Here is a 21,116-nt window from a genome sequence, read left to right as displayed (position 1 = left end):
AGCCAGGTCAGCTGCTGCCCGGGTGGGGGATCAGGTAGGCCGTCGAGAAGGGCTCGTGGCGGGCGCGCATGTCGGCGTAGGCGGTCAGGAGCAGGGGGCTCATCACCACGCCGGTGGCTACCGAGAAACCGGCCGAGAGGATGGCCGTGGCGACGGTGAAGCCGGGGCCGGAGCCGGTGGTGGGGTTGACGATGGCGCTGAAGACGCCTTCGACGAGCACGAACGCGATGTGCAGGCCGACCATGGTGGCCAGCCGGGCGACCGCCGCGCCGAAGTTGGCGTGGACCAGCTGGAAGGCGCGGCTGATGCCCTGGCCCCGTTCGACCAGGACGATCACGGGCAGGATCAGGAAGACGATCAGCACGTAGATGCCGGGCAGGACGCAGAGCAGCACACCCACCAGGATCACCAGGCCGGCCAGGATCTGCCAGCCGAGCATGGCGGGGAAACGGCGCAGTCCGGTGAGCAGCGCCCGGCTGACCGATACGGGCCGGCCGGTGGCCCGCTGCACCAGCACATCGAGGGTGGCCAACTGGGCGACCAGGGTCAGCAGCACGGCGGCCAGTGTGAACGGCAGCACCACGAACAGCGGTTCGAAGATGTCGCTGAAGTTGGGTGGCGTGGTCGAGTCGAAGGTGACCGCGCGGTCGGGGGCGTAGAGGGCGGTGAGGACGCCGACGACGATCAGGGGGATCGCCCAGAGCAGCTGGACCTGCGCCATCGGGCGCCAGACGGCTGCGAGCAGGGTGAAGCTGCGCTGCCACCAGCCGCCGAAGTCGGCGCTGACCAGCGGGTCGGCGGGGCCGGCGTAGTAGCCGGACGGAAGCTGGTAGCCGGGTGCGCCGTATCCGGCCGGGCCGTAATTCGGCGGGCCGTAGCCGTAGCCGGGCGGGCCGTACCCGGGCGGGCCGTATCCGGCCGGGCCGTAGCCAGGAGCGCCGTAGCCGGGCGGGCCGTAGCCAGGCGGGCCGTAAGAAGCGCTGTTGTCGGGCTGGCCGTAGGAAGCGCTGTTGTCGGGCTGGCCGTATCCAGGGGCGCCATAACCGTAGGCGGAAGGGTCGTAGCCGGGCGGAGGCTGGTGCGGGTCCTGGGCGGCCTGCCACGGGTCCTGGCCGGGCGGCACCTGGTAGTAGCCGTGCGGTGGCGGCGACTGGTGCGAAGTCGGCGGCTGGTCGCCGGGGACAGGCGGCGCCGGCGGGACAGGCAGCGTGGGCGGGGCCGGCGGCGTCGGCGGTGTCGGCTGCGTTGGCGGGGCCGTCGGGTCGGACGGCGGCTGCGCGGCAGTCGGGTCGGAAGGAGCGGCGTCGCCGGACGGCGGCGGGGCCGGGGCGGATGGCGGGGCCGGGGCGGACGGCGGCGGGGTGTCGCCGGGCTGGTCCGGGGTGGGCGGGGGGTTGCCGGAGGGGTCCGGGCGGTTCTCGTCCGGTGCCTTGTCGCTCACGTTTCCCGCTCCCTGTTTGAAGATCAGCCGCGTCACCATAGCTGTCCCGTTGCGGCCGGCGCCTCCCATGCTGGGCGACCGGAGCAAGACCGCGGCGGCCGACGGGACCGGGCGTTCTAGACTTCGGAGGATGGCCGAGCAGCTGGAGTCGCCCACGACGATCCGCGACCGGGCCGTCGCGGTCGCCGACTATCTGCTCGCCGTGCGCTCCCAGATGGAACGGCCCGCCCGGACGCTGCCCGCCGACACCCTCCGGCTGGACGCTCTGCCGGATCATCCGGCCTGCACCACGGGCCCCGGCGACGAGGCGACGTCCTGGTTGCGGGTGGGGATGCCGGCGCTGCCGGGGCCGGTCAGTGTGCCGGCCGAGCTGCGCCGCCGGCTGCGCGGGGAGGTCTCGGCGGCGGCCGAGCCGGCCGCGGCCACCGAGGACGACGAGTTCGCGGTCTGGCGGGACGAGGTCTGGCGGCCCTGGGCGTACGCCACCGGCGAAGCCGAGAAGACCCGGGAGCTGCACCGCCGGCTGTTCGACCTGATGCACCAGCTCGACATGACCGCCGCCACCACCGAGCTGGTCTGGGGCCACGGCCTGCTGCAGACCACGGTCAACGGCGAGCGTGTGCACTACCCGTTGGTCGCGACCCCGGTGCTGATCGAGTACGAGCCCGACCGCTCCCTGATCACCGTCTCGCCGGCCGGCCCGTCGCGCCTGCAGACCGACGCCCTCGCGGGGCTCGACGACCGCTATCTGAGCCAGCTCGTCGCGCTGGCCGGGCCGGCCGGCACCCTCGAGGTCGACCTGTGGAACGACCTGGAGCGCCGGGAGCTGTTCGAGCGGGCGCTGGGCCGGCTCGGCCTCGACCGGCTGATCACCGACGAGGAGACGAGCAGCCCACACGTACGGGATTCCGGCGTCCTCTTCGTGCGGCCCAAACAACGCCTGCTGCGCGGCTTCCTCGAGAACCTGCGCGACCGCCTGCTCACCGGTGACACCACCGCGGTCGGGTCGCTGGCCGCGATCGTCGCGCACGAGCCCAGCCGGCTGCGGATGCCCGGCGACGACGAGGACCGCTGGCAGCGCGTCGGCGAGCGCCTGCTCATGCCGCTGCCCACGAACGAGGCGCAGGAATCGATCGCCCGCCGCCTGGCTCTGCACCGCAACGTCGCCGTGCAGGGGCCGCCCGGCACCGGCAAGACCCATACGATCCGCAACCTGATCTGCCATCTCATGGCGAACGGCAAGCGGGTGCTGGTCGTCGCGCAGAAGGAGGACCCGTTGCGGGTGCTCCGCGACGGCCTGCCCGAAGAGATCCGCTCGCTGTGCCTGGCCGTGCTCGGCCGCACCACCGACCAGCTGGTCCAGTTGCAGCTGGCCGCCCGGGAACTCTCCGACCGGGCCGCCACTCTCGACAAGGCAGCGGAGGCGCGGCGGGTCGAGCGGCTCACCGGGCTGCTCGAGGACGCCGAGCGGGAGCTGGCCACGGCTCTCGGCGGCCTGCGGGCGATCGCCGAGAACGAGGCGGTCACCTACGTGATCGACGGCGCTCCGATGACCCCGGTCGAGGTGGGCGCGTGGCTGCGCGAGCGCGCCGCCCGCAACGCCGGCATTCCCGACCCGGTCGACGGGCCGCCGCCGCTCGACGGCGCCGAGTTCGGCACCCTGCTCGAGCTGGCTCATGGCCTGAGCCGGTCCGATCGGCTGGCCGCCCTCCAGCCGCTGCCGGACACGGACGATCTTCCCTCCGCGGCCGGCGAGCAGGCGCAGCGGGCGGACAGCGACGCGATGGCGGCGCAGGTGGCCGAGCTCGCCGCGTGGGGTCTCGCGATCGAGAACGTCCGCCAGGTGAACGTCGCCGCCGTCCGTGACGACCTGCACGACGCGCTGGCCTGGCTGCGCCGCCGCGAGGGCGCGTGGACCGACCGCCTGGGCCGGCTGCTGACCGACCCGCACTGGCGCGCGGTCTGGACCGACCACGTGGCCGCCACCGAGGCGCTGCTGGCCGAGCTGGCCGCACTGACCAGGATCCTCGCCGGCCACCAGGTGAGCGTCCCCGAGTCGTACGCCTCGGAACCCAAGCGCCTCCTGGCTCAGCTGGCCGAGATCCGCCAGCGGTTCGCGGGCGGCCGTGGTCTGAGCCGGCTCCTCCAGGCGGCGCTGTTCCGGCTGGCCGACGACGTGCGGGTGGACGGCGAGCCGTTGCGCAGCGCCGAGGACGTCGACGTCGCGGCGGCCTGGGTACGCCGCGGTCAGGCCCGCCAGCGGCTCGGCGGGCACTGGTCGGAATGGCGGCAGCGGCTCGGCATCGCCTCGCCAGCGGGCGGCTGGGGTGACCCCGAGATCTGGGCCGGTGCGCTGCTCGCCGAGGCCGGGCAGTCGCTCGACTGGGACGTCCGGCACTGGCCCGCCCTGGCCGAGCGGCTCTCCCACCTCGTACCCCAGCACGACCTCGATCTGGACCCCACGCGCCTGGCGCTGGTGGCCGAACTGCTCGACGCCGCACCCGTCGTCTACCGACTGGACAACGTTCAGGCACAGCGGAAGTCGATGGCCGAGCGGCTCGAGCCCTGGCCCGACCTCGCGAAGGCGTGGGCGACGCTGACGGGCTGGGACTCCGAGGTGGCCGAGGTCAGACGTCTGGCGGGCCTGCGTCCCGGGGCCGAGCGCTTCACCGCGCTGAAGGGCCGGCTCGCGGCGGCGGCGCCGGAATGGGCCGCCCAGATCGACGAGGGCCGCGTCCCGCCGGTCAGCGGCCAGGCCTGCCTGGCGGCCTGGCAGTGGCGGCGTGCGCAGACCTGGTTCGACGACGTGATCGGCCGTGTGGACCCCGCGGTGCTGGCCAAGCGGGTCGAGGCGGCCCGCGAGAAGATCCGCCGGCTCACCGCCGATCTCGTGGTGGCGTCGGCCTGGCTCGAGGTGTCGCGCAGCCTGGACGACCGGCGGCGAGCCGCGCTGGCCGACTGGACCACCGCGCTCCGCAAGATCGGCAAAGGCACCGGGCGTACGGCGGCCGCCTGGCAGGCCCACGCGCAGCGCGCCATGGAATCGGCCGTCGAGGCCGTGCCGGTCTGGGTCATGTCGGTCGACCGGGCCATCGAGCAGTTCGCCGGGGGCGCCCGCTTCGACGTGGTGATCGTGGACGAGGCGTCGCAGGCCGACCTGTTCGCGCTGCCCGTGCTGTCGCTGGCCGAACGGGCCGTCGTGGTCGGCGACGACCAGCAGATCGGCCCCCAGCTGGGCTTCGTCGGTCCGGTCACCGGGTTGATCCACAGCCACCTGGACGACGTGCCGTCGGCCGAGCACTTCGACCCCGAGTCGTCGCTCTACGACCACGCGGTGCGCCGGTCGCCCGAGCGGATCCTGCTCACCGAGCACTTCCGCTGTGTGCCGCAGATCATCGAGTTCTCGTCCCGGCACTACTACGACGGCAAGATCATGCCGCTCCGTGCGGACCGGCCGGCGTTCGCGCCGATCCGCACGGTGTTCCTGCCGGCCGGGGTGCGGCAGCAGCTCAGCGGCTTCGGGGACGTCAACGTGGCCGAGGCCGAGGCGCTGGTCGAGCAGGTCGTCTCGATCGTGCGCGACCCGCGCTACGACGGCCGGACGCTCGGCGTGATCTCGATGCTGAGCACGAGCGGCCAGGCCGGCTACCTGCTGCACCGCCTGCGGGAGGAGATCGGCGAGGACGAGATCCAGGCTCGCCGGCTGCGGGTCGGCGACGCGTACACCTTCCAGGGGGACGAGCGCGACATCGTGCTGGTGTCCATGGTGGTCTCGGACAACGACCCGCGGGTGGCCGCGTTCACCCGGCGCGAGTACCACCGCCGGATCAACGTCGCCGCCTCGCGGGCCCGTGACCAGCTGTGGATCTTCCATTCGGTGCGGCCGGGCTCGCTGCCGGCCGACGACGCGCGGGGCCTTCTTCTCACGTACGCGCTGAATCTCGCGCCCGCCGAGGAAGTGGCCGACCTGGCCGGCCGCTGCGAGAGCGATTTCGAGCGGGACGTGCTCAAGCGGCTGCTGGCCCGCGGATTCCGCCCGATCCCGCAGTTCCGCATCGGCGCCTACCGGATCGACTTCGTGCTGAACGCGCCGGACGGCCGCCGGCTCGCCATCGAGTGCGACGGCGACGCGTATCACGGCCCGGAGCAGTGGGAGAGCGACATGCGCCGCCAGGCGGTGCTGGAACGGGTCGGCAACTGCGTCTTCGTCCGCATCCGGGGCAGCATCTACGCCCGCGAGCCGGAAGCCGCGATGAGCCCGGTCTGGCAGCGCATCACCGAGCTCGGGATCACCCCGCCGCCCCGCCGCACGGTGCTCGAGGTGGGCCAGTGGCAGGGTTCGGGCTCGCCCGACGCCCGGCGCCTGGCCGAGGGCGCGGCCGTGCTGGCCTCGTTGATCCCGGCCGACCAGCGGGTGCGGGTGCCGGTGACCGACTCGCTGGCCGCCAACCTCGCCGCCGTGCGCGCCGCCGTGACCGACCCGCCGATGGTGACTGTCGGCGGTGACTGCGGCGTCGAGCTGGCCCCGATCGAGGCGGCGCTCGAGCGGCACGGCGACGGGCTGGTCGTGGTCTGGTTCGACGCGCACGGCGACCTCAACACCCCCGAGTCGTCCCCGTCGGGCGCCTTCCACGGCATGGTGCTGCGCACGCTGCTCGGCGAGGGCCCGCCGGAGCTGGCGCCCCGCCGGACGCTGCGTCCGGCTCAGGTGGTGCTGGCCGGCGTGCGGGCCCTGGACGCCGCCGAGAAGGAGTTCATCTCGGACCACGACATCGAGATCGCCGACCTCGAGTCGCTGCCCTCGGTGGTGGCGGCGGCCGGGGCGCGGGCCGTCTACATCCACATCGACCTCGACGTGCTCGACCCGGCGTTCTTCAGCTCGCTGGGCTTCCCCGAGCCCGACGGCGTGCGCCCCGAGCGCCTGGCCGACGCTGTCCGGGCCCTCACCGACCGGTTCCCGCTGGCCGGCCTGGGCATCTGCGAGTACCAGCCGGCCGGCCCGGGCGACCGCGAAGTCCTCGCCGACCTGGTCCGCGCGCTGTTCTAGACCCTCCGCAGGTGCGCGCGATGGTGTCGGCCTTCGGGCGCTGGCTCCCGAAGGCCGAGGCTCTCCGTCACTTGTCGGACCTGCCCCACGCGGCGTACGCGGGGGACGTCTACGCCGTCCGCTCGATCCGGGCCTTCACCCGGCAGTAGTTCGAGAGCAGCGTGACCAGGGCCGGGCCGTCGATCAGCTCGAGCGGGCGGCCGGCCACGGCGTCGTACGCCTCGGGGTCGATGCCGCCCAGCGAGACCAGGATGCCCTTGGTCGCGCCGGCCGCCGTGACCGCGCCGGCCAGCGCGTGCACCGCGGCCGAGCCCGTCGCCGGGCCGCGCACCGCGAAGATCACCACCTGGCCGCCGAACACCGGGCGCGGGTCGGTGGCCAGCCAGCGGGTGCCCAGGTCGGTGCGGGTGGCCGCGCCCATCTCGAGCCCCATCACGCCGAAGAGGTCGGCCAGTTGCTGTTCCCAGGCCGCTTCGCTCAGGGTCACCAGGTTGGGGCGCTCGTCGATCTCGGCGAGGACGTTGAACTCCTCGGTGAAGTCGCGGTCGGCGTCCTCATCGAAGTCGATCTTGCTGGTGACCGCGGCGAGCTCGTCGGGGGCGGCCGAGAGCGCGCCCTCGAGGTGTTTCACGCAGGCCACCGGGTCGACCCGGCGCAGCTTGATGGCGGCGAAGGTCTCGCGGGTGGTCTGCACCGAGACCAGGGTGGGGCGCACGAACCGGCCGGTGCGCCGGTCGATGGTGTCGACGATCCCGTTGAACGACACCTGCCGGACCAGGCCGCCGCGGTCGGCCTCGACGACCTCGTGGATGGTCCGCAGGGTCACCCGGGCGATCACCTCGACGTAGCGCCGCCGCACGTCGGACTCGTCGCGCGGGATCGCCGTCACGTCGTCGCGGAAGCGGTCGTACCGGTACTCCTTGATCTGGGGCACCACCTCGACCGGGGGCAGGTGGTACTCGATCAGCAGGTGGCGCTGCTTGGGCAGGTAGGCCAGGCGGAAGTGCTGCGGGAAGTCGTCGGGGTAGACGGAGTTGCCGAGCACCATCGCGAAGTACTCGACCACCGAGGCCGGGTCGGCGCCGGCCACCGCGGCGGCGAAACGGTCGACCTCGGCGTTGTACGCGGTGATCCTGGCCTCGTACTTGCGCAGGCTCTCGTCGTACGCCCGCTGGCGCACCACCAACTGGCGCTTGCGCCGCTGCTCGGCCTCGACCCACCGGGCCCGCGCCTCGTCGAAGGCGCGCTGAGCGCTCGCGGCCTGTTGCTGCCGCAGCCGGTCGCCACCCAGGATCTTGCCGACGCCGCGCGGCTGCGGCGGCACGTAGCTGTCCCACCGGGGCTCGGGCGCCGGGCGGCCCAGCGGTCCCGGGTCGAACGGCGGCACCTCCACCGGCTTCTTGAACAGTTGCAGGTCGATGTGGTCGTCGACGTCGAGCGTCGAGAGCAGCAGACCGTCGAGATCGCTGAGCCGGGCCCGGATCTCGGCGTTGGCGGCGGCGGTGTCGGCCGTCTTGGCCTCGACGTACAGCCGTTGGTGCTCCCGTTTACGGTCGACGTCGCCCGCGGCCTGTTGCGCGGCCGCGATCGCGTGATCGGCGTTTCGCCGGATCAGATCGCGCTGCTGCGCGGCCGCGGTGTTGGCCCGCTGGTCGGCGAACGCCTGTGTGGCGTGCACCCGCTGCATGTCCCGAATGATGCCCATGCCTCGTCCTCGCTCGGCGTATGTCCAATCGCCACCATATCCATCCCTAATCGGATCAAGTCACTCGGCGCATCCTGGCGAGTGCGTTGCGTGCATGAGCAGGGGTCCGGGCGGGTAGCAATCGCACATGGTTCCGCGATCGGCACTGGTAGTGACTGTCCGTCATGGAAAAGCGCGCCTTTTCGGGGCGGAACTACGCAGCGCAGTGGTCAACCGATCAGGCAATTCCCTACTCTGATCGGGCGAGAAGGTGCTGCTCGGGGTTTTGTTGGGGAGGTCGGCAAAACATTGGGGCGGCCGTCCCCTGTTATCTCGACCCCGTGACCGGTCGTAATAGTTCAGGGGCGTGGGGACACTCTGGGGGAGGCGACGGCCGCATGGCGGCACCTGAGGAATGGCAGCGCGTGCCGGTGCCGCGTCAGCCGGCCGAGGATCGAGCCGCCTGGTTCTCCTACTCGGCCACCGGTGACCGCATCGTCTGGTCGGCCGCGCTGCGCGCCCTGCTGGGCGACCCGCCCGGCCGGGACGAGATCAGCCGCAAGGTTCTCGTCCGCTACGTGCACCGCGACGACCACGCCGAGGCGCTCTCGGCCATCACCCGCGCGTGGACCACCCGGGCCCAGGCGCGCACGACGATCCGGCTGATGCGCACCGACGGCGGCTGGTTCGACGTGGACTGCCGGATCGACCCGGTGAAGAGCCCCGACGGCACCGTCCGGGGAATCCGCGGCACGGTGACCGATGTCTCGGTCCGGGAACGCGCGCGCCGCGAGACCGACCGGCTGGCCCGGCGCGGCGAGACCGTGCAGGCCTCGCTGGTCGAGCCCGACCCGGCGACCGGCCTGCTCACCCGGGCGCGCTTCGCCGACGAGATCGACCGCGCGCTGCGCCGCGGCGGCGGCGCCGTGCTGGTCATCCGGGTTCAGCCCGCGCAGTCCGGGGTGGACGACGACACGGTCCGCCCCGAGCGCAACGCCGACCTGTTGCACCGGGCGGCGCGCGTGGTCGAGGGCGTGATGCAGCAGGGCGCGATGCTGGGCCGGGTCGGGTCCAACGAGATCGGCGTGCTGCTGCCCGGCACCAGCTGGCCGATGGCCCGGCGCGAGTCCGAACTGCTGGTCGAGGCGCTGCGGGCGCAGACGTTCGTGCTGCCCGACACCTGGCTGCGGGCGCAGGCGTGGGGCGGGCTCGTGCGGTTCACGCCCGACGGCGACGCCGGCAGCCATGAGCTGCTGATCGACGCCGAGCACGCCTGGCGGCAGTCGCGCGAGGGCGTCGTGGCGCTGACCCTGATCCCGCACCCGGTGCCGGCCCGCGACCGGCAGGGCTCGTACCGCAGCCGGGTCGCCGACGCCCTCGACACCGACCGCTTCACCCTCTACGCCCAGCCGATCCTCGAGCTGCAGAGCAACGAGGTCACCCGGCACGAGCTGCTGCTGCGGGTGCTCGACGAGGCGGACGGACCGCAGTCGCCGATCCAGGTGCTCGACATCGCCGAGCGCCTCGACGCGGTCTTCGACATCGACCTGTGGGTGGTCGAGCGGGCCATGCAGCTCGCGGCCGACCAGCCCGGCACCTGTCTGCAGATCAACCTCTCGGGCCGCTCGGTCGGCGACCCCCGGCTCACCGATGAGGTCACCCGGCTCATCGAGCGCTACGAGGTGAAGCCCGAGCAGCTCACCTTCGAGATCACCGAGACCGCCCTGATCGGCAACCTGAGCGAGGCCCGCCGGTTCGCCGACCGGGTCCGCGAGCTCGGCTGCGAGCTGGCCCTGGACGACTTCGGCTCCGGCTACGCGTCCTTCCGCTACCTGCGGATCTTCCCGATCGACCTGGTCAAGATCGATGGCGAGTACGTGGTCGATCTGGTCGACAACCCGCAGGACCAGGTGCTGGTGCGGGCGCTGGTGCAGGTGTGCCAGGCGTACGGTATCCACACCGTGGCCGAGTTCGTGCAGGACGAGCCGACCCTGCGGCTGTTGCGTGAGCTGGGCGTCGACTACGTGCAGGGCTATCTGATCGGGCGCCCGGCGCCGGTCGTCGAAGGCCGGTTGCGTACGCCCTGAGCGGGGTATAGGGCCGGGCATGGAGCACTACACGATCGCCACCGTCGCCGAGCAGAGCCCCGACTTCCGCCGCGTGCTCTGGACCGGGAAGCACACCCAGCTCGTGATCATGACGATTCCGCCGGACGGCGAGATCGGCGAGGAGGTCCACGAGGTGGATCAGATCCTCACCTTCGTCAGCGGCACGGGCAAGGCCATCGTGTCGGGACAGGAGCGCAACGTCGCTCAGGGCGATCTGGTCGTCGTCCCGGCCGGCCGCAAGCACAACTTCCTCAACACCGGGCCGAACCCGCTGGTCCTCTACACCGTCTACGGCCCGCCGGAGCACGCCGACGGCGCCGTGCACAAGACGAAGGAGGAAGCCGACCGGCTCGAGGAAGCGGGCAAGGACGAGCCGCCCGCCTGAACCACTCGGCAGGACCAACGAGGTAGCACGACGCCGGCGCCGGACGTGGCCCCCCAGCCGAACCGGCGCCGGCGTCGTGCCGTTCTGGTGTGCCCCGGTGGAAGTTCCAGCGCAGCGTACTAGGGACAACGTCGGTCGTCGATCGCTTCGGCACCCGTCCGGGGCAACCTTGGCCCGGATCGTGACCTGGGGCGGCCGCGCTACTAACCTTCCTCCATGGAAGAGCAGCCCCGCTGGTTGACCGACGAGCAGCAGCAGACCTGGCGGCGCTTCATCGAGGTGCTGATCAGGGTGCCCGCCGCGCTCGAGGCGCAGCTCCAGCGCGACGCGGGTCTGACGCACATGGGCTACATCGTGCTCGTGAGCCTGAGCGAGCAGCCCGACCGGCGGCTGGCGATGAGCAAGCTGGCCAAGGCCGTGAGCGCGTCGCTGTCCCGTCTCTCGCACGTCGTCGCCCGCCTCGAGGGCCAGGGCTGGGTCCACCGCGAGCGCGACCCGCAGGACGGCCGGGTGCAGATCGCCGTGCTGACCGAGGACGGCTTCACCAAGATCAAGGAATCGGCGCCGGGCCACGTCGAGGCGGTGCAGCAGTTGGTCTTCGACCGGCTCTCCCCGGCCCAGGTCCGCCAGCTCAACAAGCTCGCCGAAACACTGCTGGATCAACCTCTAGGCTGAGCTGATGAGTCAGCGAGTTCAGGGCGTCATCGCCCGCAGCAAGGGTGCCCCCGTCGAGCTCACGACCATCGTGGTGCCCGATCCCGGGCCGGGTGAGGCCGTGGTCGCGATCCAGGCGTGCGGGGTGTGCCACACCGACCTGCACTATCGCGAGGGCGGCATCAACGACGACTTCCCGTTCCTGCTCGGCCACGAGGCGGCCGGTGTGGTCGAGTCGGTCGGCGCCGGGGTCACCGACGTCGCGCCCGGCGATTTCGTGGTGCTGAACTGGCGGGCCGTCTGCGGCGTCTGCCGGGCCTGCAAAAGGGGCAAGCCGTGGTACTGCTTCGCCACGCACAACGCGACCCAGAAGATGACGCTGGAGGACGGCACCGAGCTGTCACCGGCCCTGGGCATCGGCGCGTTCGCCGAGAAGACGCTCGTACACGCGGGACAATGCACAAAGGTCGACCCGCGGGCCCGGGCGGCCGCGGTGGGCCTGCTCGGCTGCGGCGTGATGGCCGGCATCGGCGCGGCCATCAACACCGGCGGCGTGACCCGGGGCGACTCGGTCGCGGTGATCGGCTGCGGCGGCGTGGGCGACGGCGCGGTGGCCGGCGCGGCGCTGGCCGGGGCGACCACGATCATCGCGATCGACACCGACGACCAGAAGCTCGAATGGGCGCGCGGGTTCGGCGCGACCCACACGATCAACGCGCGCGGCGTGGACGTCGTCGAGAAGGTCAAGGAGCTGACCGGCGGCTTCGGGGCCGACGTGGTGATCGAGGCCGTGGGCCGGCCCGAGACGTACGAGCAGGCCTTCTACGCCCGCGACCTGGCCGGCACCGTCGTGCTGGTCGGCGTGCCCACCCCCGACATGAAGATCGAGCTGCCCCTGCTCGAGATCTTCGGGCGCGGCGGCGCGCTCAAGTCCAGCTGGTACGGCGACTGCCTGCCGAGCCGCGACTTCCCGATGCTCACCGAGCTCTACCTGCAGGGCCGCCTCGACCTGGACGCCTTCGTGACCGAGGAGATCGCGCTGAGTCAGGTCGAGGAGGCCTTCGGCAAGATGCACACCGGCGGCGTGCTGCGTTCCGTAGTGGTCAGCTTCAGCTAGCTCAGTCAGGCCGCGCGGGCGTAAGCCGGCACGGAACGGTCGGCCAGCAGGTCGAGGGCCAGGGCGGCGGTCCAGCTGAAGGTGGGCGCGCCCAGGCCCTCGCCGGTCGCCGGGTGGAAGTACTCGAAGTGGCCGTGCTGATGCACCAGCCGCACCATCGCCGCGCGCAGCTCCTCGGCCTCGTCGCGCAGGCCGTGCACGAGCAGGCCGCGCCGCAGCAGCCAGTTCACGTTGATCCAGACCGGACCGCGCCAATAGCGCATCGTGTCGAAGTCGGCGGCCGTGCGGTCGTAGCTCGGCGCCGGGAATCCGAACCGGGCCGACCTCGCCTCGGCGAGCACGCCCTCGACCTGCTCGGCGGGCAGATCGGGCAGCAGCAGGGGCATCAGACCGCTCACGCAGCGCGCCGGGCTCAGCGTGCCGGTGCGCAGGTCGCGCGCGTGGAAGGTGCGCGACCGCGGATCCCAGAGGCGGGCCACGATCGCGTCGGTGATGCGGTGAGCCCGCTCGCGGTGGACAGCCGCTTCGGCCGTACGCCCGAGAACGCCGGCGATCTGGGCCAGGGCCAGCTCGGCGGCGCCGAGGATCGCGTTGAACGACGGGCACTCCACCGCGAAGTCGTGCCGGGACAGCAGATCGGTGTCCGAGTAGCTCTCGGCGCGGTAGCTGAGGACCAGGCCGACGTACCGGGAGTAGTCGCGGTCGGTCGGGCGGTGCGCCGCGTCGGCGACGTCGAGATCGCGCCGCCGGTAGGTGGTCAGCAGCGAGAGATCGGCGGGCACGCCCGCCATCGCGGCGTCCCAGGCCGGGCTGTTGTCCAGACCAGATTCCCAGGGGTGCACGATGCTCGCCAGGCCGGCGCCGCCCAGGTTGCGGCGGGTGGTCAGGTAGTCCTGCTGGGCGACCAGACGCGGATAGAGCCACTCCAGCTCGGCTCGGGCCTCCTGCACGCAGGCCGCGCCGTGGGCCGAGGCGCGCCGGTAGACCTTCCAGGCCGCCACGGCGTGCAGCGGCGGCTGGACGATGCCGGTGCTTCCGTTGGCCGGCCTGGCCCCGTACGCGGGAACGCCCCAGAAGGCCGGACCGGGGAAGTAGTCGGCTTCGGCGGTGGCGGGGTCGAAGACGATGTGCGGCACCCGGCCGTCGGGCCATTGGGCCTCGAACAGGCTGCGCAGGTCGCGCCAGGCACGCCCGGGATTGACGTAGGCGAGCCCGATCGCGATGAAGGCGGTGTCCCAGCTCCACTGATGGGGATAGAGGCGGCGGGAGGGGACCATGTGGTCGCCCGACCAGTTGGTCTCGAGGACGACGGCGGCGGAGTTCCAGAGTTCGGCAGACATCTCGGTCACGGGTGCGTAGGGCCGGGGAGTTTCGGGGTGCATCTAATCAGCGGACCTTTCCGGTGCGGGCGCCGGTAGACCCCGGTATCGGGTTGCCGGACCTGCATGCTTTCGGTTCTGCCCGGTTCGGGACGGACCGCGGGTGCGCCGACCACCCGATAACGATTGAGTAACCGGCGTACGGCGGCCCGGCCGGAGACCTACGCTGCGCGGGTCTCGATGTTCGGGTCGCGCGGTCTCACTGTTCGGGTCACACGGAGGATCCCCGGTGCATCCACCCCTCGTACGCCGTCTGTTCGCAGTTCTGGCCGCCCTCACCCTGATTTTTGTGTCGGCGCCGGCCGTTCAGGCCGCACCGGCGAAGGCGAGGGTCGACTTCTACGTCAAGAACTACACCCTCGCGCCGGGCAGCAACCTCCTGCTCCACACGCTGCTCTTCGCCGACCGGCGGCTGCCGGTGGGCACGGGCGACGTGAGTCTCGTGTACCGGTTCATCGACCAGGGCCCCGGCTTTCACTTGCAGGAGGCCGGCCACCAGAACAACTGCAGCGTCCGGCAGCCCGACCTGCTCGAGCTGACCTGCGGCGCCGAGGTCGACGCTCTCACACCGGCCGGTGTCGAGTCCCACGTCGTCGGCTATGTGGTCGCTGGGGAGGACGCTGTCGTGGGGCGGGTCGGCACGCTGACGGCGACGATGACGGTCAAGGGCTACGCCCCGGTCACTCGTACGGCCCGGATCCGGATCGGTGAGCGGATCGGCCTCGCCGCCGCCGACAGCGCCCAGGACACGTCGGCCGCGCCCGGCGACCCGGTCGACGTGCCGCTGACGATCAGCAACACGGGCCCGGCGCCGATCCGGGGGATGGGGCTGGGCGCGTACTCGCAGTACTCGTTCGAGAGCCGCACCCAGTTCAGCAACTGTTACTACCTCGGCGGCGAGCTGCGTGGCTGCGTGTTCGACCAGACGCTGGCGCCCGGCGCCACCTATCGGGTCACGCTGCCGCTGCGGATGCGCGCTGACACGTACGCCCCGAGCTTGCAGTACGGCGGCTGGCAGTGGATGACCAAGGACGAGTTCGCCGATGCCCGGCAGTACGTGGAGAAGGGCGGCTTCGAACCGCTCGGCACGCCCGGCCGGGGCGGTGTGCTGCGCCTGACCCCGCTGGCCACGGCCAAGGCCGACCCGCCGCAGGCGCTCGAGGAGTACGTGTCGGACGGGCTGGTCGTCTCCGTCACCGGCAGGCAATCCACCGACCTGGCCGCGGTGGGCGCCCGGGCGGCAGGCAGGAAGGGCGCGGTCCTCCCGGTCAAGGTCGGGATCCGCAACGACGGGCCGTCCACCATCGACCGCACCCGCGTCAACGCGCCGTGGCCGAACGCCCGGGTCTTCATCCCGAAGGGCACCACCGCGGTGCGCGTGCCGGACATCTGCTTCCCGATGACCGACCGCGGGGTGGTCGACTACGGCAACGGCGGAAAGCCGGGTGAGCTGCGGTACAGCTGCTACCTCGACCTGCTGTTGAAGGTCGGCTTCGTCGACCCGCTCACCTTCGGCCTGCGGGTCGATCAGGTCATCCCCGGCGCCGCCGGCTCGGTGAAGGTGGACGCGCCGGCCGAGGAGCTGAACAAGGCCAACAACTCGGCCTACATCGTGATCAATGGAGTCGGGCCCACGCCCGCGGCGCCGCCGCCCGGTGGTCAGGGTGGCGGTGGCGGCCTGCCCATCACCGGTCCGGGTGGCGCGGCGGCCGTCGGGGTGGCGCTGCTTCTCGTCGGATTTGTGCTCTACGCCGGGACGGTCAGCCACAGGCGGCTGCGGCGGCCGGGCAGGTAGGGGGAGTCGAGACGCTTCGCGACGACCCCGCCCAGGCCCTGCGCGGCGGCCGCCTCCAGCGCGAACTTCCCGCCACCGGGGAAGTAGGGCGGGGTCTGCCAGTGCTCGCCGTCGATGGCGAGCCCGTCCAGGAGCTCGCGGCGCTCGGCGTAGCGCAGCGCCTCGACAGTGCTGTGTCCTTCGAGCCACAGCAGGTCGTAGGCCAGGAAGTACACCGGGGTGCGCTCGGCCGCCCGCTTGGCGGCCGCTGAATCCTTCGGCGCCCGGCGCCGCTCCAGCAGCGCGGGATCGGGCAGGGTCACGATCTCGCCGTCCAGCACCGCCTCGACCGGCGCCAGGGCCGGGCCGAGCGGCCGGATCTCCGGGTACCAGCTCGTCACGTCCTCGCCGTCGGCGTCGAGCAGGCGTACGCGGCCGCCGGAGACGTACGCGACGACCCGCCGCCCGCCCCACGCCAGCTCGTAGCCCCAGTCGGCGTCCTCCCGATCGGGTGGCAGGCTCTTCGCGGGCATGGCCAGCATGGGCGCGACGAGTTCGGGCATCGCTTCCCAGCCCGGCTCGGGCGGGTCCATCCGGCGGACCATCCAGTCGTTGCCGCCGGTCTGGAAGAACACGTAGCGCCCGGTCGTGCGGTCGCCGTGAAACGTCACGCCGATCTCGTCGTCGCGCCACTTGCCCGTCTCGTAGGTGCCGCTGTCGAAGATCGTCATGCGGCCGCCGCCGTACTCGCCGGCCGGGATCTCGCCCGCGAAATCGAGGTATTCCAGCGGGTGGTCCTCGGTGTGTTTGGCGAGGTTGTTGCGGCCCTGGTCGCGCGGGAGCCCGCGCGGCACGGCGAACGAGACGAGGACGCCGTCGCGTTCCAGCCGGACGTCCCAGTGCAGGCTGCGGGCATGGTGCTGCTGGATGACGAACCGGTGGGACTCGCTCGGCGGCGGCGCCTGTTCCGGAACGGGCTCGGGCGTGCGCGCCGCATCCCGCTTGCGCCGGTAGTCCGCGAGACGGTCCGTCATGGCTCCATTGTCTTCCCGGCCGGGGCCCGAAATACACGGGCGTAATTCGTCCTACCTGTGTGCGAGAGTGGGGGCATGGTAGCCAAGGGAACAATTCGGATCTCTCGATGATCCCGGGTTTCACCCGGCAGTGGCGCGGGGTAGTGTCTTGGCTCCGGCGCGTGTCCGACGGGTGGGAGGCAAGGCTGCGATGACGTTGCGCATCCTGGTGGTGGGCGCCGGAATCGCCGGGCTGTCCGCTGCGCGTGCCCTGCGGCTCGCCGGGTTCCGGCCCGATGTGGTCGAGGAACTGCCGGCCACCATGCTTCCGGGCGCCGGCATCTATCTGCCGGGCAACGCGTTGCGCGCTCTGCGCCAGCTCGGCCTCGACGCCCCGCTGCGCCCGCTGGGCGACCTCATCTTCCGCCAGGTCTTCCTCGACTCGCGGGGCCGCGAGCTCTTCGAGATGGATGTGGCCGGCCTCTGGGCCGGCGTCGGCGAGTCCCGCGCGCTGTCCCGGGCCGACCTGCAGCAGGTCCTGCTCACCAGCGTCGGCGGCGAGGTGCGTTACGACACGGCCGTGCGCGGCCTCGAGATCTTCGACCAGACCGCCAAGGTCGAGTTCGGCGACGGCCGCGTCGCGGAATACGACCTGGTGGTCGGGGCCGACGGGCGCCGCTCCACGATCCGGGCCCAGGCCGGCCTGGGCGGCCCGGCCGTGCCCACCGGCCAGATCGTCTACCGCTCGGTCGTCACCGGTGGGCCGCCGCTGAGCGACTGGACGGCTCTGCTCGGGCGCCGGTCCTCCTTCGTGGCCATGCCGATGGGCGGTCGCAAGCTCTACTTCCACGCCGACGAGACCGCCCCCGACGCGCCCAACCCCGACGACCCGCTGGCCCACGTGCGCGAGTTGTTCGGCACGTTCGCCGGCCCCGTGCCGGCGATCCTCAAGGCGCTCGAGAAGGTGCAGGTCGCGCGCACCGACGAGGTCGTGCTCGAACGCTGGTCGACCGGCCCGGTGGTGCTGCTGGGTGATGCTGCCCACGCCACCGCGCCCACCCTGGCCCAGGGCGCCGCCATGTCGTTCGAGGATGCCGTCGTCCTCGGCGAGGAGCTGCGGAAGCTCCCGGACGACATTCCGGCCGTGCTCCGGGCGTACGAGGAAAGGCGCCGCCCGCGCTGCGGCGAGGTCCGCGACCGCACCCGTGAGCGCGATCGCACCCGCGACGTTCCGCCCGCGCTGCGCGACCCGATGCTCCGCAGGCGTGGCCTGCGGATCTTCTCCGACCACTACAGCGCGCTGGTGCAGCCCGCCTAGGCGATGGCACAAACCCCGGTTGACCTCTTTGGTCACCCCGCGCCCGCGGTAGGTCGGTGGGGGACTATTCTGCCTGCGAGGTACGCCTTTCACTTCCGGCGTAGTGAGAGGGACGAACGAGACAACGGAGGCTATTCGTGACGACCGTTGCGCCTAAGCCGATCGTGACCCGGCCATACCCGGTCCGGCGGCAGGTCAAGGGTTCGGCACTCGCCCGGATCCTGCGCACGACGGACGCGAAGCAGATCGGGATCATGTACATGATCACGGCCTTCGTGTTCTACATGCTCGGCGGCCTCATGGCGCTGCTGATGCGCACCGAACTGGCGCGGCCGGGCATGCAGTTGCTCTCGCCCGAGCAGTACAACCAGCTGTTCACGATGCACGGCACGATCATGCTGCTGTTCTTCGCGACGCCGATCGTGTTCGCCTTCGCGAACTTCGTGGTGCCGATCCAGATCGGCGCGCCCGACGTGGCGTTCCCGCGGCTGAACGCGTTCGCCTACTGGCTCTACCTGTTCGGCGGCACGATCACCATCAGCGGGTTCTTCACCCCCGGCGGCGCGGCCGACTTCGGCTGGTTCGCCTACACCCCGCTGAGCGACGGGCTGCACTCGCCCGGCGTCGGCGGCAACATGTGGGTCGTCGGCCTCGCCCTCTCGGGTCTGGGCACGATCCTCGGTGGCGTCAACCTGATCACCACGGTGCTCACCCTGCGCGCCCCCGGCATGACGATGTTCCGCATGCCGATCATGACGTGGAACATCCTCGTCACCAGCCTTCTGGTGATCATGGTCTTCCCGTTCCTGGCGGCCGCGCTGTTCGCCCTCGCCGCCGACCGCGTGCTCGGCGCCCACGTCTTCGACGTGGACACGGGCGGGCCGATGCTGTGGCAGCACCTCTTCTGGTTCTTCGGCCACCCCGAGGTCTACATCGTGGCGCTGCCGTTCTTCGGCATCATCACCGAGGTCATCCCGGTCTTCAGCCGCAAGCCGGTCTTCGGCTACAAGGGCCTGGTCGCCGCCACGCTGCTGATCGCCGCCCTGTCGATGTCGGTGTGGGCGCACCACATGTTCGTCACCGGCCAGGTGCTGCTGCCGTTCTTCAGCTTCCTGAGCTTCCTGATCGCGGTGCCGACCGGCATGAAGTTCTTCGTGTGGATCGGCACGATGTGGCGCGGCCAGATCAGCTTCGAGACGCCGATGCTGTTCGCGATCGGCTTCCTCGTGACGTTCCTCTTCGGTGGTCTGTCCGGCGTGCTGCTGGCCTCGCCGCCGATCGACTTCCACGTGTCCGACTCGTACTTCGTGATCGCCCACTTCCACTACGTGCTCTTCGGCACGATCGTGTTCGCGGTGTTCGCCGGCATCTACTTCTGGTTCCCCAAGATGTTCGGCCGAATGCTCGACGAGCGCCTGGGCAAGATCCACTTCTGGCTGACGTTCCTCGGCTTCCACGCCACGTTCCTGGTGCAGCACTGGCTGGGCACCAAGGGCATGCCGCGGCGCTACGTCGACTACCTGGCGTCGGACGGCTTCACGTTCCTCAACACGTTCTCGACGATCGGCAGTTTCGTGCTCGGCCTGTCGACGCTGCCGTTCATCTACAACGTGTGGAAGTCGTACAAGGTCGGCCAGCTGGTCACGGTCGACGACCCGTGGGGCCACGGCAACTCGCTCGAGTGGGCCACGTCCTCGCCGCCGCCGCTGCGCAACTTCGACCGGATGCCCCGCATCCGCTCCGAGCGCCCGGCCTTCGACGCGAAGTTCCCCGAGCTGGCGGCGGGCGAACAGTCCATCGCCGGCCCGCCCGAGGGCGGCGCCCGCCCGCTGACCCGCGAGTCCGACGGCGGTGCGACCTACCCGGAAGACACCGGCGCCAACCGCGACTGACAGCGTTCAGGTAACGGCCCGCTCTCACCGAGAGCGGGCCGTTACCGTCTGTCTGCCCGCCCCGGCCGCCTGCCCATGCCCCAACCGACCCGCTGCTCGCGCCCACCCCCGCTTGCTCAGGGCGTCGTGAGGCGGCGGATCGCGCTGGTGAGGGCCTGGAGGTCCACTTCCTGGCCGGTGATCAGGGCGCGCAGCGTCACGCCGTCGAAGAAGGTGACCACGTCGCGTGCGGCGTCGACGCCGACGTGGGGTTCGAGCAGGTCTCGCATGCCGGTGAGCCAGGCCATGGCGAGGGGGCGCAGGGCCGGGTCACGGCCGGCGACCACGTACAGCTCACATTCCAGTTGGGCGCGCTGACGGTCGGTGACGTATTCGACTATGAACGCGGCGACGGCAGCGGGGATGTCAGAGGCTTCCCTGAGCCGCCCGGCCCACTCCTGGAAGTCGGATTGCAGGTCGGCCGCGGACAGCCGCAGCCCTGCGGTGATGAGATCGTCCAGCGTCGGGAAGTAATAGGTCGTCGCGCCGAGAGGCAGCCCGGCCCGCGCGGCCACGGCCCGGTGCGTGGTGCGGCTGATTCCCACCTCGGAGATCACCTCCAGGGCCGCGGTGGCCAGAGCTCGGCGCCGCGCCTCAGGATCCCGCGCCCGTTGAGGCCGCCGTCCACTCGCCGGCGGTTCGTCGTCGCCCTCGGTCGCCGGATCCCCACTGCGCCGCGCAACCGGCCGCGAGGCGGCTGTTCCGCGGTCGCCATGTCTGCGTCCGCCTCGCGCGAGGATCGGCGCCTCTTCGGTGCCCGGTTCGCGGTCCGCTCGCCTTCGGCCGCCCGCGGTCACGCGACGGGCCGGTGCGTCGGCGGCCTGACCGGAGGGTGCCGGGTCGGAGGATGCCGCGCCGGAGGGTGCCGGGTCGGAGGATGCCGCGCCGGCGGGCGGGGGAGTGGGGTCGATCAATGGGCACCGCCCAGGTTCACGGTCACTACACCGGCGATGATGAGGCTGACGCCGACGACCTTAGCGGTGTTGAGGGGTTCCCCGAGGAAGACCGCGCCGATGGCGACGATGGCGGCGGTTCCGAGCGCCGACCACAGCGCGTAGACGACCCCGACGGGCAGGTCTTTCACGCAGACCGACAGCGCCGCGAACGAGATGACATAGCCGGTCAGGCAGGCCACCGTGGGCCAGAGCTTGGAGAAGCCCTCGGTCGACTTGAGCAGGCTGGTCGCCGCTACCTCTGCCGCGATGGCGATAAGCAGGAACACGTAGGGCACGGCGACCTTCTCTCACTCTTGTACGTCTGTACAA

Annotated in this window: 14 protein-coding genes; 8 read left to right on the top strand and 6 right to left on the bottom strand. The window is 71.6% G+C overall.

Annotated elements, in window-relative coordinates:
* Positions 1-7: 7 nt before the first annotated feature.
* Positions 8-1,441, bottom strand: coding sequence for a hypothetical protein (locus LXN57_RS24855; protein ID WP_285904668.1), 1,434 nt, complete (start codon positions 1,439-1,441; stop codon positions 8-10).
* 130 nt (positions 1,442-1,571) lie between these two features.
* Between LXN57_RS24855 and LXN57_RS24845 the strand changes: the two genes are divergently transcribed.
* Entirely contained in the window at positions 1,572-6,488 is a 4,917-nt protein-coding gene (locus tag LXN57_RS24845) for an arginase family protein (RefSeq protein ID WP_251800576.1), read from the top strand.
* 109 nt (positions 6,489-6,597) lie between these two features.
* Here the strand turns inward: LXN57_RS24845 and LXN57_RS24840 are convergent, their stop codons facing one another.
* On the bottom strand, positions 6,598-8,193 hold the full coding sequence (locus tag LXN57_RS24840) for a restriction endonuclease (protein ID WP_251800575.1): 1,596 nt from the start codon (positions 8,191-8,193) through the stop codon (positions 6,598-6,600).
* 377 nt (positions 8,194-8,570) lie between these two features.
* Between LXN57_RS24840 and LXN57_RS24835 the strand changes: the two genes are divergently transcribed.
* The 4 genes from LXN57_RS24835 to LXN57_RS24820 all read left to right on the top strand — a co-directional run bounded on the left by LXN57_RS24835 (position 8,571) and on the right by LXN57_RS24820 (position 12,436).
* On the top strand, positions 8,571-10,259 hold the full coding sequence (locus LXN57_RS24835; RefSeq protein ID WP_251800574.1) for an EAL domain-containing protein: 1,689 nt from the start codon (positions 8,571-8,573) through the stop codon (positions 10,257-10,259).
* 19 nt (positions 10,260-10,278) lie between these two features.
* On the top strand, positions 10,279-10,665 hold the full coding sequence (locus LXN57_RS24830; protein ID WP_221383294.1) for a cupin domain-containing protein: 387 nt from the start codon (positions 10,279-10,281) through the stop codon (positions 10,663-10,665).
* 216 nt (positions 10,666-10,881) lie between these two features.
* Complete coding sequence (locus tag LXN57_RS24825; protein ID WP_251800573.1) at positions 10,882-11,340, top strand: MarR family winged helix-turn-helix transcriptional regulator; 459 nt, start codon at positions 10,882-10,884, stop codon at positions 11,338-11,340.
* Between the two features lie 4 nt (positions 11,341-11,344).
* Positions 11,345-12,436, top strand: a complete 1,092-nt coding sequence (locus LXN57_RS24820; RefSeq protein ID WP_251800572.1) for an S-(hydroxymethyl)mycothiol dehydrogenase — start codon at positions 11,345-11,347, stop codon at positions 12,434-12,436.
* Positions 12,437-12,441: 5 nt separating this feature from the next.
* On the opposite strand, the gene LXN57_RS24815 is transcribed toward LXN57_RS24820, so the two are convergent.
* Positions 12,442-13,776, bottom strand: coding sequence for an MGH1-like glycoside hydrolase domain-containing protein (locus LXN57_RS24815; RefSeq protein ID WP_251800593.1), 1,335 nt, complete (start codon positions 13,774-13,776; stop codon positions 12,442-12,444).
* Positions 13,777-14,044: 268 nt separating this feature from the next.
* Between LXN57_RS24815 and LXN57_RS24810 the strand changes: the two genes are divergently transcribed.
* Positions 14,045-15,610: a COG1361 family protein gene (locus tag LXN57_RS24810; RefSeq protein WP_251800571.1), complete on the top strand. Its 1,566-nt coding sequence runs from the start codon at positions 14,045-14,047 to the stop codon at positions 15,608-15,610.
* Here the strand turns inward: LXN57_RS24810 and LXN57_RS24805 are convergent.
* Positions 15,562-16,623: a DNA polymerase ligase N-terminal domain-containing protein gene (locus LXN57_RS24805; RefSeq protein WP_251800570.1), complete on the bottom strand. Its 1,062-nt coding sequence runs from the start codon at positions 16,621-16,623 to the stop codon at positions 15,562-15,564. The genes LXN57_RS24810 and LXN57_RS24805 overlap by 49 nt on opposite strands.
* A gap of 190 nt (positions 16,624-16,813) precedes the next feature.
* Here LXN57_RS24805 and LXN57_RS24800 point away from each other — a divergent pair, with 190 nt between their 5' ends.
* Both LXN57_RS24800 and ctaD read left to right on the top strand, forming a co-directional pair.
* Positions 16,814-17,920 carry an FAD-dependent monooxygenase gene (locus LXN57_RS24800; RefSeq protein ID WP_251800569.1) on the top strand — a complete coding sequence of 369 codons (1,107 nt, stop codon included), beginning with the start codon at positions 16,814-16,816 and terminating at the stop codon, positions 17,918-17,920.
* Positions 17,921-18,057: 137 nt separating this feature from the next.
* Positions 18,058-19,812: an aa3-type cytochrome oxidase subunit I gene (gene ctaD, locus LXN57_RS24795; RefSeq protein ID WP_251800568.1), complete on the top strand. Its 1,755-nt coding sequence runs from the start codon at positions 18,058-18,060 to the stop codon at positions 19,810-19,812.
* Between the two features lie 116 nt (positions 19,813-19,928).
* On the opposite strand, the gene LXN57_RS24790 is transcribed toward ctaD, so the two are convergent.
* Positions 19,929-20,414 carry a TetR/AcrR family transcriptional regulator gene (locus LXN57_RS24790; protein ID WP_438872910.1) on the bottom strand — a complete coding sequence of 162 codons (486 nt, stop codon included), beginning with the start codon at positions 20,412-20,414 and terminating at the stop codon, positions 19,929-19,931.
* A 347-nt stretch (positions 20,415-20,761) separates the two neighbouring features.
* Positions 20,762-21,082, bottom strand: a complete 321-nt coding sequence (locus LXN57_RS24785) for a DMT family transporter (protein WP_221382905.1) — start codon at positions 21,080-21,082, stop codon at positions 20,762-20,764.
* Between the last annotated feature and the right edge of the window lie 34 nt (positions 21,083-21,116).

It is taken from the genome of Paractinoplanes hotanensis (assembly GCF_023717965.1).
Lineage (GTDB): Bacteria > Actinomycetota > Actinomycetes > Mycobacteriales > Micromonosporaceae > Actinoplanes > Actinoplanes polyasparticus.
Note: the sequence above shows the minus strand (reverse complement) of the source record. Positions and strands in the feature narration are given on the sequence as shown.

What these genes read in the sequence shown, in the direction of transcription:
- LXN57_RS24820 (WP_251800572.1), top strand. Translation starts at nt 11,345, where the DNA reads ATGAGTCAGCGAGTTCAGGGCGTCATCGCCCGCAGCAAGGGTGCCCCC.
- LXN57_RS24800 (WP_251800569.1), top strand. Translation starts at nt 16,814, where the DNA reads ATGACGTTGCGCATCCTGGTGGTGGGCGCCGGAATCGCCGGGCTGTCC.
- LXN57_RS24840 (WP_251800575.1), bottom strand. Translation starts at nt 8,193, where the DNA reads ATGGGCATCATTCGGGACATGCAGCGGGTGCACGCCACACAGGCGTTC.
- LXN57_RS24815 (WP_251800593.1), bottom strand. Translation starts at nt 13,776, where the DNA reads ATGTCTGCCGAACTCTGGAACTCCGCCGCCGTCGTCCTCGAGACCAAC.
- LXN57_RS24835 (WP_251800574.1), top strand. Translation starts at nt 8,571, where the DNA reads ATGGCGGCACCTGAGGAATGGCAGCGCGTGCCGGTGCCGCGTCAGCCG.
- LXN57_RS24825 (WP_251800573.1), top strand. Translation starts at nt 10,882, where the DNA reads ATGGAAGAGCAGCCCCGCTGGTTGACCGACGAGCAGCAGCAGACCTGG.
- LXN57_RS24830 (WP_221383294.1), top strand. Translation starts at nt 10,279, where the DNA reads ATGGAGCACTACACGATCGCCACCGTCGCCGAGCAGAGCCCCGACTTC.
- LXN57_RS24845 (WP_251800576.1), top strand. Translation starts at nt 1,572, where the DNA reads ATGGCCGAGCAGCTGGAGTCGCCCACGACGATCCGCGACCGGGCCGTC.
- LXN57_RS24805 (WP_251800570.1), bottom strand. Translation starts at nt 16,623, where the DNA reads ATGACGGACCGTCTCGCGGACTACCGGCGCAAGCGGGATGCGGCGCGC.